Consider the following 14,156-nt stretch of genomic DNA (forward strand, 5'->3'; position numbering starts at 1 on the left):
ACCCGGCGTATGCACAGACCAGTTCTTTTTCTTTTCATTCTGTTACAGATATGGCTTCCTTGCACTCTGGTGGGGCAGAAGTCCGATTACAGGCTGTTTGATAATATCAGTCTGGGGACGGAAGCATCCGTCATCAGTTGCTTCCTGCAAGACACGCAAGGACTGATATGGATAGGTTCCAACAAAGGACTGTTCAGTTACGACGGCTATTCCTCACAACCGCATTTCACTTTCGGCGAGCGCAGCAATACGCGCATTTATTGCGGTACGGTGGTGGACAGCACCTATCTTTATATAGGTGCGGACAATGGCTTACTGATTTATAACTACCGAACAGACACTTACCAAGAACCGGAAGCGGACTTCCCGACCGACATCCGCACACTGGCATTGCGTGACGGCGTGCTGTGGCTGGGGACACTAAACGGCCTCTATACCTACTCACCGGAAACCCGGCAACTCTCCGCCATCACCGAAGGACTTCCGCACCAGACCATTTATTCCATTATCCGCGCCTCGGACGATAACCTCTACATTGGTACGTACAACGGCTGTTGCCGCTACATCCCCGCCACCGGACGCTTTGAAACCATAGACCTGCCCGTCACCCGTGGCCGAAGCAATCAGTTTGTCAATTCACTCCTGGAAGATACCGCGCGTGGTTGCATCTGGATAGGCACAGAAGGATGTCTTTTCAAATACACCCCTGCCGACGGGCATACGCAGCGGATAGATGCTTTCCATGATAACTCCGTCAAGTCTCTGGCACTGGACGGGAACGGTCAATTGCTGGTAGGCACCGATAATGGTCTGTACGTCTATCAGGAGGACGAGCCCCTGTTGCACGTTGTTCATGACTCCCGAAACCTCCAGTCCCTTTCTAACAATATCATCTGGACCATCTTTGCCGACCGCGAGCATAACGTCTGGCTGGGTACGGATTACGGTATCTCCATGTTCCGCCATAACAGTGTGTTGCGTCATATCCCTATCTCGCAGATTACCGGAACAGGGGAGGGCAACCAGTTCTATTCCATGCTGCGCGATACGCACGGAACTTATTGGTTTGGCGGCACCAACGGCCTCATTCGCTTCACCGCTCTTATGGATGGGGAACAGGACGTTGCCTGGTACAAGATGGGAGACCGGAAATATCCTTTGTCCCACAACCGGGTACGCCATCTTTACGAAGACCGTGAACAACAACTTTGGGTGGCTACGGATGGCAGCATCAGTCGTTACGACCCGGCGAAACGCCAGTTTATACATTATAACATAGTGGACAGCACCCGCCGCTACAACGCCAATTGGACGTATAGCCTTTTTGAAGACCGTGACGGACAACTTTGGATAGCCACCTGTCTCGGCGGTATTTTCGTTGTAGATAAGGAAAACCTCATACGTTCTTCCGGCGGACTCTACATGGCGGAGAAGACTTATTCCATCCACAACGGCCTGTCCGGCATGTTCATCAATCAGATGATTCCCGACCGGGAAGGGAATGTATGGGCATTGCTCTATAACAGTCACAACAGCATCGAAAAGATAAATCCCCGTACCGGCGAAGTCACCCATATTGCCGCCGATGAACTGAAAGGCGAGCGTACTCCCAACTTTATCCTTTGTGCCGAAGACGGCTACATCTGGATAGGTTTCCCCGGCGGAGTGATGCGCGTGACTCCCGAAAACGACAGTATCCGCATGTTGCCCTTTGATGCCTATAATCATTACGAAGTGCTTTCCATGGCCGAAGCCGACGGCCGCATCTGGATCTCTACCACAGATGGTTTCTGGGTAGCCGACCAACAGACTCTGGAAGTCCGCCGACTGAATATCACCGACAAGCGTTTCACCAGCATGTTCTTTGATAAGACAAGCGGAGAACTCTATCTGGGCACCGCAGACGGTTTTGCCATCTCCTCACCCGAGGCCTTGCTGGCGGAACACCTTGAACAGCCTTTGATATTGACCGCCCTTTATGTCAACAACCAACTTTACCAGTCTGGGGCGGGGCAGGCGCTTGATGCAGTGCAATCCGCACAAAGCATCCGTTACTCACAGCGTATAAATCTGGACTACGACCAGAACAATCTTGCTTTTGAACTTTCCGACCTGCCTTATTCCCTTGAAGAGAAAAGCAAACTGTTGTATCGCCTGGAAGGTGTGGACCGTGAATGGAACTTGTTGAAACCGAATACGAACCGGATTACTTACAACAATCTGAACTACGGTGACTACCGCCTGATAGTGAGTAAGCTGGATGCGCATGGCAAGCCGTCCGAAAAGACGTATGCATTGGACATCCACATCATTCCGCCCTGGTACTACACCCCGTGGGCAAAGGTCGTTTATGTCTTGCTGTGCCTTGTCCTGATACTCTGGACTATCAACTTCTTCCGCGTGAAGAACCGTCTGAAACTGGAGCGTCTGGAGAAAGAGAAAATCCTGGAGCAGTCTCAGGCTAAGATGGAGTTCTTTACGAATCTCTCCCACGACTTGAAAACTCCGTTGAGCATGATTATCGCGCCTATCAGCAAGTTGCTGCCCGGCATCAAGGATCAGCAGGAGAAGAAACAACTGGAACAGGTGCATCGCAATGCCATGAAGTTGAATTCGCTTATCCATCAGGGGCTGGACTTCAACCGGGTGGATAGTGGAAACAATACATTACTGATACTTTCTCAAATCGAACTGGTGTCTTTTGCGCGTGGCTTATTCACCTTGTATGCAGAGGAGAAGGCGAAAGAGAAGAAGCTGACTTTCCATTTCCATGCCGACCGTGAAAAGATATACATACAGATGGATGCCATAAAACTGGAATCTATCTTGGATAACCTTTTATCCAATGCCGTGAAGTATACTCCGGAAGAGGGTGAGATAACGCTTTGTTTGCAGGCTTCTGATAAAGAAGTGCATATCTCTGTATCCGATACTGGTATCGGTGTTCCCCGTCAGGATCAACCGTATGTTTTTCAGCGCTTCTTCCAGTCTCCCAAGACGGCAGGCACGAAGGAGGGAACGGGTATCGGCCTGTATTTGGTAAAGACTTATACGGAACTGCATGGTGGTAAAGTTCAGCTTTCTTCAGAAGAGAATAAAGGTACTGCCATTACGCTGACCCTTCCGGTGATTGCTATGGAACAGCCTGTCGTAGAGGTTTCTCCGGAAATTGTATCTTCTGATATCGAACCTGTCGCTGCCGGAGTTACAGTTGTGGTTCCAGATACAGATACGCCCGCTCCGGATGCTCCATTGCTTCTGATTGTGGATGATACTCCGGAGGTTTCAGAGTTTATTTATCAGATACTGCATACTAAATATCGTTGCTGTTTGGCGGAAAATGGTAAGATAGGTATGGAACTTACCCTGGAATTAATGCCCGATCTGATTATTGCTGATGTCATGATGCCCGTGATGGATGGTCTTGAAATGGTGCGTCATATCAAGAAGCATACTCCCACATCCACTATTCCCATTATCTTGCTGACGGCGAAAAGTGATAAGGAAACGGAGCTTGAAAGTATTCAGCTGCATATAGATGCTTTCATTCCAAAACCCTTTGAACCGGATATTTTGCTTTCGCGTGTGGAGCAATTATTACATAGCCGGGAGACGCATGAGGCGAAAGCCCGTATGGAAGTTCTTTCCACCCCGAAAGAGATAGAGGCGGTTTCTTATGATGAGAAGTTCCTGGCAAATGTAATTCATCTGATTGAAGAACACATCTCAGACTCCGAACTGAATGTGAATGCCCTTTGCGAATGGACCGATATCAATAACAAGCAGATGTATCGCAAGATAAAGCAACTGACGGGCATGACACCTGTGGAATACATTAAGTCTATCCGCATGAAAAAGGCGGCTATGCTGCTGAAACAGCAGAAGTTTACTGTGGCCGAAGTGATGTATATGGTTGGTTTCTCCAATCATTCCTATTTTTCTAAATGCTTTCAGGCTGAGTTTGGGATGACGCCGAAGCAATACGTTTAGTTCAGCCTTATAATTCTTTGCCACCTTATTGGCAAAACCTTGCCAATAAGATGACAACAGTTTGCCAGTAAGGTGGCAAGGAATTGGCACAATTAAGTGTTCAGGAATACTTCTGCTCCTAATAGATTATTAAAGTAAGTGGCATTCCGTTCATCCTCAAGTCCTCCGTCGAGGGTGAACAGTAGTTGGTATCTGGTTTGTGTATTCGCCATTCCCACAACTACGGAAATTACTGATTGTTTTTCGGGAAATTGAACCAATGTGACTCCCTGCACCATTCCATCGGAATATTCGCTTGCTGCAAAAGCATTGTACACGGCATTGGGCACTTCGTCCATTGTTCCCCAATCAATCTGTCTCATTTCCCATTGTGCTTCAGAGTTGAACCAGACTTTTGTGTCGAACCCATTCTGTATAAAGTCCGCTACATAGTAAGTCTCATCCCGTGACCAGGCAACATCCTTGGCGGCGGGATACATTTTTTTTAGTGCTGTCTGTACATTGACAGGCGCATAATCGGCCAGAGCCGGAACTGATGTCAGGAGCATCAGAAGCAGGAAAGAATACGTCAACTTTTTCATTGTTCCTTCATTAGATTGTTATCGTTCCGAAGAGAACAACGGGTAGGGAGTTTTGTTTAGTTATCAGGGACACTATCCAGTGGAAGTATAAACAGGAAACGTGCTCCTTTGGTGTAACTCTTATCCAGTTTCACTTCACCTTTCAGGCGCGCGGCAATGATGGAACAGATATTCAGTCCGAGTCCTGTGCCCTGTTTAAATTCATCCAGTTTGCTGAACCGGTCGAAAACATAATCTGCCTGGTCTGCCGGAACTCCCGGACCGGTATCTGTAACGGAGAAGGTTATCTTTCCCGGATTCTCTGTGAGAGAGCAGTGGAGGTGAATTTCCCCCCGTACCGTGTGTTTCTCCGCATTGGTCAGGAAATTGATAAGTACCTGTTGCAGCCGTTCTTTATCCGTCACAAACAAGAAGTCATTCGGTGCATCGGAAGTGAAATAGGACTTCACTTCTTTCGGATTACGATGCACAACAGAAGCCATTGCTATCTGGCATAACTCATTACAACGATGAGGCGCCAGATGCATGGTGTATTTACCACTTTCCAAACTGGCAAGGTCGAGGACATCATTAATTAGCGTAGTCAGTAACTCGGAATTCTGCTGGATAAGCATGCTGAACTCTGCTTTCTCTTCCTCGTCCACCTCCATATCCGGAGTGGATAAAACTTGTGAGAATCCGACTATGGCATTGAGCGGTGTACGTATCTCGTGGCTCATATTCTGTATAAAGAAGCTTTTCATCCGGTCCGATTCCTCAGCATGGTCGCGTGCAACGGTGAGCTCTTCATTTTTCTCCTGTAGGATAGCCATTGTTCTACGGCGTCTATACAGGTAGAATATCAAGAAGCAGGTGAAAAGAAACAAGAACGAGAGTACGAGACTGAGAGTTACGATGTAATGTTGAGAAGCACTTTGCTGCTCTTTTAAGATGGCTTTCTGTTTTTCCGCTTCTACATTGAGACGTGCCAGTTCCAGGTTCCGGTTCTTCAATACCAATTTGCTGTTCTCAGCATTTATCTTTTCCAGTTCAGATTGTGACTTAGTCCGCTCCAGTTCCAATTGGGTATTCCTTAAGTTGAGTGCTGCATTCTTATATTCCAAGGCCTTGGCATCCAATTTTATGCGTTCGTTGCCTATCTGTGCATTCAGTTCAGCGATGTCTGTAGATTGTACCAGACGGTTGATTGAATCTTGGTGCTTGTGAATCAACTTATTATATGTATAAGCCTTTTCATAGTCTCCTGATTTCAGATATAATACATGGAGTATCTGGTAAACCTGCAACGGGCTTCCTATCGAATCAGCTGCTATATACGCCTGATCATATTTTTTATCCAGAATAAGCTTACAGATACGTAAACGCAACAAAGCTGATTTGCGGATAACACCATATTGTTCGACTAGTTGCAGGCATTCTTCATAGCAAGTGTTAAAGTCATCGATCAGGTCCATGCTATACAGAGTCTGGCATTTATCCATTAGGGAAGCTACACGACTCTCATTGGTTTTAGCTGTTTTCACGGCTTTCTCATTGTATTCCAATGCAATTTCACCTTCGTCTTTCTTTCGGTAATACTCAGCAAGGTTCATATAAAGGTATGACGGATCTTGTTCGGGCAAATGCTTCAGCATGTATTCCAAAGCATTTTTGTAGTACTCGACTGCTACCTCACTATTCTGACGCATATAGTAGATGTGTCCCAAGGTACGAATACACGAAAAGATTCCGTAGTTGTGCTGGTCTTTGAAAGCCTGTTCTTTCATTTCTTCTGCTTTGTGCAGGGCACGCAGTGAATGTCCGTTGTTAAGGAGCCAATTTATTTCGCTCGTGCATGCGGAATAATAATATTGCAAATAATTGTTTTTGCGTGCTTCTTCTTTTAATCTGCTTGCTGACTGTTCCAGTTTCTCATAATTACCGGAACTATAGTAGAAACTTACCGGAATGGTAAGTGCTAAACATTGTGCTTTTTTGTCTTTCTTTTTGGTTGCTTCTGCGTAAAGAGTGTCAGCGATAAGCAATCCTTGGGGAGAAGTACGCAATTTGGTGGCACGTTGAAAAAAAGGGTATAATGAGTCGTCTATCTTATAGGGGTTGTTTTGTGCTCCGGCAGGAATAAAAAGTCCTGTGAGAAGTAGTAAAACTAGTATGTTAGTGTATCTTTTCATCTTATCTTTTACAAGGGAATGTGACAAAGATACTTTTTATGCTTAATAATTACAAGAAAATGGAGAAAAAGTAGTAGTCTTTTGATTGAGAATTCCTAATTATTATTTATAACTACTATACATATATTGCTGATAATCAGTTAATGTCCTTTTTGTTTCCTTTTATGTCCGATATCTGCTTTGATGAATAACTCCACTCCGTTACTTTTGTCAACAGAAAAACAACTTGAATTTGATGACATGCAGAGACACATTTTTATCTTGATTACTTGTTTGCTGGCAGTAGTTGCTCCGGCACAGAACAAAGTACCCAAAAGCGTTCCTACTATTTATGTAGATGCCGGCGGCGTCATGCGTTGGTCGGATACGAAGAAAGAAGCTTCTTTCTTTGGTGTGAACTATACCTTACCCTTTGCACATGCTTACCGGGCGATGGGTTATCTGGGAGTGGATCGTAAAGCTGCCATCGACCGTGATGTCTATCACATGGCACGCTTGGGATTGAATGCTTACCGTATTCACATCTGGGACGTAGAGATTTCTGATGCAGAAGGTAACTTGCTGGAAAATGAACACCTGGAATTATTGGACTACCTTATCCATAAATTACAGGAACGCGGTATCCGTACCATTATCACGGCACAGACAAATTTTGGTAACGGTTATCCGGAACGTAATCAGCCTACCAGTGGTTTCTCTTTAAATTATGATAAATGTGCCGTTCATAGTGATGCAGATGCTATTGTTGCACAGGAAAAGTATATTGCTGCTCTTGTACGCCACGTGAATCCTTATACAGGTTATGCTTACAAAGACGATCCTTATATCGTAGGCTTTGAAATAAACAACGAGCCTTGCCATCCCGGCACTGTTGCTGAGACGCGTAATTATATAAATAAGATGCTGTCCGCCCTGAAGCGTGCAGGCAACCGCAAACCGGTGTTTTACAATGTCAGTCATAACCAGCATGTGGTAGAGGCTTACTATTCTACAGCCATACAAGGTACTACCTATCAATGGTATCCTATTGGTCTTGTATCCGGACATACCCGCAAGGGAAACTTCCTGCCTTCCGTAGACCGCTACGATATTCCTTTCTCCAATCTGAAAGGTTTCAATAAGAAGGCTCGTATGGTTTATGAATTTGATCCCGCTGATATTCTTTATTCCTATATGTATCCGGCAACTGTACGCACTTTCCGCACAGCCGGTTTCCAGTGGATTACTCAGTTTGCCTATGATCCTATCGACATGGCGGCTTACAATACCGAGTACCAGACTCATTACCTGAATGTAGCATACACTCCGAATAAAGCTATCGGATTGATGATTGCCGCAGAAGTGGCACAGAAAGTGGGCAGGGGAGAGAGCTTTGGCAGTTATCCGGCAGATACATTATTCAATGATTTCCGTGTCAGCTACGTGCAGGATTTAAGCGAACTGAATGACGGAGAGAAATTCTACTATTCCAATACGACCCAAACTCGTCCGAAAGATATTTCTCAGCTTCGCGCAATAGCCGGTTGTGGCAAATCTCCGGTGGTGAATTATGAAGGTACGGGAGTTTATTGGCTGGATCGTCTGGAAGAGGGTGTTTGGCGCTTGGAAGTAATGCCCGATGCCGTACAGGTTAGTGACCCGTTTACAAGGCCTTCTTTGGATAAAGAAGTAATGCGCATTGTTTCCGGTGCATGGGATATGACTCTGAATTTACCTGATTTAGGTAAGCAATTCCGGGTGAACGGTTTGAATAATGGAAATACGTTCAGTTCACAGGCTGCGAATGGCAAGATTTCTACCCTTCGTCCGGGTGTTTATCTGTTACAGCGTGAAGGTATATCGGCTTCCGGTAAATGGACTACTGATGCTCATTGGCAGAATATTACTCTTGGTGAATATGTATGTCCATCCATTTCTGATGATAAAGGTTTTACTGTTACTCATTCTCCTGCCAAGACAGTAGATGCCGGTAAAGATTTACAGATAGAGGCCATTGTAGCGGGTAATGAAATGCCCGATTCCGTTATTATCTACACAGATAAGATATCTTTCTGGAATGAAAAGAATCCTTATCTGAAAATGAATCATACAGGTGGTTACGTTTATCGTGCTACCGTACCTGCTACAGAAATAAAAGAGGGTTGTTTTAGGTATAACATCGTCGTTTGTCAAGGCGATAAGCGACAAACGTTTCCTTCGGGAGTAGCCAGGAGTCCGTTGGATTGGGACTATACTTCGGCTACCCTGTGGGAAACCAACGTAGTTGCTCCTGAAAAACCATTGTCTCTGCTGGAAATAGTGGATGCTGATAGTAAATTGGAAACATATACTATGCCCGGATGGAGCCGCACGAACCGCCAGTTGATGCAAAATGCACCGACAGAGAAGCCGACCTTGCGCATCACCTTTGAGTCTAAAGATAAGGCGCCTGTCTTCGTTCTTCGTCGTTACATTAAGGAGGATATCGATGGACGCCCTGAGCGACTCGCTTCCTGCCGCACTTTGTGTATCCATGCAAAGAAGATTCCCGAAGGACTAAAAGCCGGCTTCATTACTTCTGACGGATATACCTATCTTGCTTCGTGTGCCGCTGCAACTGATGGTATCATTCGTGTACCCTTGCAGGATTTGAAGCAAACAAATACAGCTTTACTTCCCCACGTCTATCCGGTCTTCCTTGATAATTATTTCCGTCCGCAGACTGAAATACCTTTCAAGGTAGAGGGGAGTGAAACTCTCGAACTCTCTTTTGATGGAGTTGCTGAAAAGGCTATGGAAATAGAGATAGGGAGTATCTGGCTTGAATGATTACGCTTTTATTACTTATATTTGTATCATTGATAACTATATTTGCCATGAAACACATGAAATTTTTGTCTTTCTTTTTGGGTATTGCTTTTGCTATAATAGCGTGTAGCAGTAATAACGAAACAATTCCTGCGCCGGAGGTCGATCCCGACGGTGACGATGGAACTACAGAGGTGGAATTTGCCAAAGGTGCTGACATAGGGTGGGTCACCGAATACGAATCCAAAGGCTACAACTTCTATAATGCCAAAGGTGAGCAGCGTGAGTGTACGGCTCTGATGAAGGAACTGGGGCTTGATGCCATTCGTATTCGCGTATGGGTAGATCCGAGTAAACATGGCAATTGGTGTAACACTGCCGATGTGGTGGAGAAGGCCAAAAGAGCCAAAGAGTTGGGGATGGATGTAATGATAGACTTTCATTACAGTGATTGGTGGGCCGATCCCGCCCAGCAAAACAAACCCGCGTCATGGGTAGGAAAGAATCTGGCAAACTTGAAAAGTGCCATTAAAGACCATACGGTGAGTGTGCTTCAGGCCTTGAAGGGGATAGGGGTCATTCCTAAATGGGTGCAAGTGGGGAATGAAATTCGTCCGGGCATGTTGTGGGATGAAGACGTGGCTTTGAGCGGCGCATCTTATAATGTGACGGAGAAGGATTTGAAAGATGCACCGGCAAGTGCTACCGACAAAGTGGTATATCCCATGAATTGGGCCAATCTTGGTGCTTTCGTCACTACCGGATACGATGCTGTGAAGTCGGTTTTTCCCGATGCTATTGTGATTGTTCACTTGGACAATGGATGGGACAGCGGTTTGTTCACTTGGTTCTTCGATGAATTGAAGAAGAACGGCGGCAAGTGGGATATGATAGGTATGTCGCTTTATCCTTATTGGTCGCGTGATGCCAAAGAAGGCTATTCATCTGCCGATGCTGTCATTACGGATTGCATCAGCAACATCAAAGCTTTGAGTACCAAGTACAATTGTGATGTAATGGTGGTAGAAACCGGTATGGAGTGCGCTGATGACAATGGTAAGTTGGCAAGTACCTCTGTTTTGAACGAGGGAAAGAGGCAACTTGCCCGTATCTTGAAAGAGTGCAAGGAAAATACCAACGGTCGTTGTAAAGGAGTGTTCTATTGGGAACCGGAGTGCAGGCCGAGTCAATATAGGTTGGGAGCATTTACAGAAGGCGGTTATCCTACTGTTATAATGGATGCTTTTAAATAACATTAATTAAATACTTTGATTGAAAATGAAGAAGATACTATTCATCTCTTTCTCCTGCTGTATTCTTTTCTCTTTGATAGCAAAAGCTCAGCGTATAGAAACACTGTTGGAGAAGAACTGGAAGTTTACGAAAGGTGAAGTAGCGGAAGCCATGAAGCCTGAATTTGATGATCGTAAATGGGAAACCGTAACCGTACCTCATGACTGGGCCATCTTCGGTCCTTTCGATCGCAGCAATGACTTGCAGGAAGTAGCAGTAACGCAGAACTTCGAAAAGAAGGCTTCTGTCAAGACCGGACGTACAGGTGGACTCCCTTACGTAGGAATAGGTTGGTATCGTACTACGTTCGATGCTCCTGCTAATCAGCAGACGACACTTGTCTTTGATGGTGCAATGAGTGAAGCCCGTGTATACGTCAATGGGCAAGAAGCATGTTTCTGGCCATTCGGATATAATTCTTTCCATTGCGATGTCACCGGATTTTTGAATAAAGACGGTAAGAACAATACCCTTGCCGTGCGTTTGGAGAATAAACCGCAATCTTCCCGTTGGTATCCCGGTGCAGGGCTTTATCGTAATGTGCGTGTAGTGAGCACTGATAAAGTGCATGTTCCAGTATGGGGTACTCAGCTGACTACTCCTCATGTTGCTGATGAGTATGCCTCAGTACGTCTGCTGACGACTATTGCTAATGATGAAGGAAAAGATATCCGTATCGTAACAGAGATTATCTCTCCCGATGGGAAAGTTGTTGCGACGAAGGATAATACCCGTAAGATTAATCATGGTCAACCTTTTGAACAAAACTTCCTGGTGAATGCTCCTTGCTTGTGGTCGCCGGAGACACCTTATCTATATAAGGCTGTTTCCAAAGTTTATGCCGATGGCAAGCAAACGGACGAATATACTACTCGTTTCGGTATCCGTAGTATAGAAATCATTGCTGACAAAGGATTCTTCCTGAATGGCAAGCACCGTAAGTTCCAGGGAGTATGTAATCATCACGATCTCGGTCCGTTGGGGGCTGCCATCAATGTTGCTGCACTACGTCGCCAACTCACACTGTTGAAAGATATGGGTTGCGATGCCATTCGTACCGCTCACAATATGCCTGCGCCGGAGTTAGTGCAACTCTGTGATGAAATGGGTTTCATGATGATGGTGGAACCTTTCGACGAATGGGACATTGCCAAATGTGAGAATGGCTATCACCGCTATTTCAACGAGTGGGCAGAACGTGATATGATAAATATGCTGCATCAGTTCCGCAACAATCCTTGTGTAGTGATGTGGAGCATCGGTAATGAAGTTCCTACCCAATGTAGTTCTGTAGGCTATAAAGTTGCTTCTTTCTTGCAGGATATCTGTCATCGTGAAGATCCGACACGTCCTGTTACTTGCGGGATGGATCAGGTTTCTTGTGTTTTGAAGAATGGTTTTGCAGCAATGATTGATGTACCCGGTTTTAATTATCGTGCACACCGTTATCTGGAAGCTTATGAACTGCTACCGCAGAATATAGTGCTTGGTTCCGAAACTTCTTCTACCGTTAGTTCCCGTGGCGTATATAAATTCCCTGTAGAGAAACGCGGGGATGCGAAATACGATGATCACCAGTCTTCCGGATATGACTTGGAGCATTGTGCCTGGTCTAATGTTCCCGATGAGGATTTTGCTTTAGCAGATGATTATGACTGGACTATCGGTCAATTTGTTTGGACAGGATTCGACTATCTGGGTGAGCCTTCTCCTTATGATACGGATGCATGGCCGAGTCATAGTTCGCTGTTTGGTATCATCGACCTTGCCAGTCTCCCTAAAGACCGTTACTATCTGTACCGTAGTCTTTGGAATAAGAATGTGAATACACTCCATGTACTTCCTCACTGGACATGGCCGGGTAGGGAAGGAGAGAATACTCCTGTTTTCGTTTACACAAACTATCCGACTGCCGAACTTTTCGTCAATGGGAAAAGTTACGGTAAACAGCATAAACTGACAGCCGAAGAAAGTAAAGCTATTCAAGACAAAGATGCGCTTGCTCTCCAACGTCGCTACCGCTTGATGTGGATGGATGTTCCTTATGAGCCGGGTGAAGTGAAAGTCGTAGCTTATGATGCTTCAGGTAAAATAGCAGAGGAGAAAGTGGTCCGTACTGCTGGTAAACCTCATCATCTGGAAGTGGTCGCTGATCGTTTGCAACTTACTGCCGATGGCAAAGACTTAGCCTATATCACAGTTCGCGTGGTTGATAAAGATGGAAACCTTTGTCCTTCGGACAGTCGTCTTGTTAACTTTACGGTGAAAGGTGCGGGTCATTATCGTGCTGCTGCTAATGGAGATGCTACTTCACTCGATTTGTTTCACTTGCCGAAGATGCCTGCTTTCAGCGGTCAGTTGACGGCAATTGTTCAGACTGTCGAGCAAGCCGGTGAGATAGTATTTGAAGCTAAAGCCAAAGGGGTAAAGTCCGGTAAACTTACACTCTATTCTTCAAAATAATAAGGTATTGATTTAAGAAGATTTTCCATTCCTGTCCTCCCGTTTGTAATTATAACAAATGTGTGACAGGGATGGGATATATACGACCCATAATGGCGCTTTATATAGAAGGCTGAATGAGTGAGGACAAGGATATAGCTAATTGTCATTGTGACAAATTGTATTTTAGGTTAGCTGAGAGTGCGTTATTTCTGGCCGTAGACCTATAGAGTTGGAAATATGACAATGAAAAGAAACAAATATCAGATTAATAGTTGAATAGCGAAATGTTTACATTTGTTTTAGAATGAAATATTCATGGAAAATAGTTCTTATAGGTGAGAGACGTGATGCAAATAAGTGCATTGCTTGTAAGTAGTAACCCTCTTGCTTGTAAGTAGTAACTCTTTTACCTGTAAGTAGTAACCTTATCACCTGTAAGTAGTAACCCTTTTCTGTATAAATAGCGATCAAAACTGGAATAATATGCATTTTAGTGCATTCTTATTCCTTATTTATTCGGAGAATGTGCTGGTTTGCGGATTTACAAAATGAGGTATGTTATGAGAATAGGGAATAGGCTAGCATTATGGATATAAAAGAAGTGTTTCTATTGTTGTTTTGACATTTTGTAATTCTTTGTTTCTTGAAAATGATTATGTATTTGTCCATCTCAAAGACTAATCCTTTTCTAATGTAATGGCGCAACTTCCTGCAATCGTTTGCACTGTTGCAATTGCATATTTCTCATATTTCTTATATTTTAATATTTTAAGAAAGCATATTTTTGTTGCGTCGTGTTATAGATACCTTATAAAAGAAAAAGCAGTCGAAAGATAATTTCGAATATATAATATAGGTAATTAATATTGTTAACTTTAATTTTTTAAAT

6 protein-coding genes are annotated in these 14,156 nt (G+C 44.6%); 4 read left to right on the forward strand and 2 right to left on the reverse strand.

All coding sequences use genetic code 11. The annotated features are described in order from the left end of the window. Positions 1-9 precede the first annotated feature (9 nt). Positions 10-3,990, forward strand: a complete 3,981-nt coding sequence (locus tag DW182_RS00465) for a two-component regulator propeller domain-containing protein (RefSeq protein ID WP_118294308.1) — start codon at positions 10-12, stop codon at positions 3,988-3,990. A 92-nt stretch (positions 3,991-4,082) separates the two neighbouring features. Here the strand turns inward: DW182_RS00465 and DW182_RS00470 are convergent, their stop codons facing one another. Continuing rightward, on the reverse strand, positions 4,083-4,571 hold the full coding sequence (locus DW182_RS00470; protein WP_118294309.1) for a PepSY-like domain-containing protein: 489 nt from the start codon (positions 4,569-4,571) through the stop codon (positions 4,083-4,085). Positions 4,572-4,627: 56 nt separating this feature from the next. Beyond that, complete coding sequence (locus tag DW182_RS00475; protein ID WP_118294310.1) at positions 4,628-6,742, reverse strand: HAMP domain-containing sensor histidine kinase; 2,115 nt, start codon at positions 6,740-6,742, stop codon at positions 4,628-4,630. A gap of 240 nt (positions 6,743-6,982) precedes the next feature. Here DW182_RS00475 and DW182_RS00480 point away from each other — a divergent pair, with 240 nt between their 5' ends. Genes DW182_RS00480 through DW182_RS00490 form a run of 3 tightly spaced genes read left to right on the forward strand, consistent with a single transcriptional unit; the run spans position 6,983 to position 13,285 of the window. Continuing rightward, entirely contained in the window at positions 6,983-9,550 is a 2,568-nt protein-coding gene (locus DW182_RS00480) for a hypothetical protein (protein WP_118294311.1), read from the forward strand. A gap of 47 nt (positions 9,551-9,597) precedes the next feature. Next, positions 9,598-10,782, forward strand: a complete 1,185-nt coding sequence (locus tag DW182_RS00485) for a glycosyl hydrolase 53 family protein (RefSeq protein WP_115501891.1) — start codon at positions 9,598-9,600, stop codon at positions 10,780-10,782. Between the two features lie 25 nt (positions 10,783-10,807). Beyond that, entirely contained in the window at positions 10,808-13,285 is a 2,478-nt protein-coding gene (locus DW182_RS00490) for a glycoside hydrolase family 2 TIM barrel-domain containing protein (protein ID WP_118294312.1), read from the forward strand. Positions 13,286-14,156 lie beyond the last annotated feature (871 nt).

This window comes from Bacteroides sp. AM16-24, from assembly GCF_003471885.1.
Classification (GTDB): Bacteria; Bacteroidota; Bacteroidia; order Bacteroidales; family Bacteroidaceae; genus Bacteroides.

What these genes read in the sequence shown, in the direction of transcription:
- DW182_RS00465 (WP_118294308.1), top strand. Translation starts at nt 10, where the DNA reads ATGCACAGACCAGTTCTTTTTCTTTTCATTCTGTTACAGATATGGCTT.
- DW182_RS00470 (WP_118294309.1), bottom strand. Translation starts at nt 4,571, where the DNA reads ATGAAAAAGTTGACGTATTCTTTCCTGCTTCTGATGCTCCTGACATCA.
- DW182_RS00475 (WP_118294310.1), bottom strand. Translation starts at nt 6,742, where the DNA reads ATGAAAAGATACACTAACATACTAGTTTTACTACTTCTCACAGGACTT.
- DW182_RS00480 (WP_118294311.1), top strand. Translation starts at nt 6,983, where the DNA reads ATGCAGAGACACATTTTTATCTTGATTACTTGTTTGCTGGCAGTAGTT.
- DW182_RS00485 (WP_115501891.1), top strand. Translation starts at nt 9,598, where the DNA reads ATGAAACACATGAAATTTTTGTCTTTCTTTTTGGGTATTGCTTTTGCT.
- DW182_RS00490 (WP_118294312.1), top strand. Translation starts at nt 10,808, where the DNA reads ATGAAGAAGATACTATTCATCTCTTTCTCCTGCTGTATTCTTTTCTCT.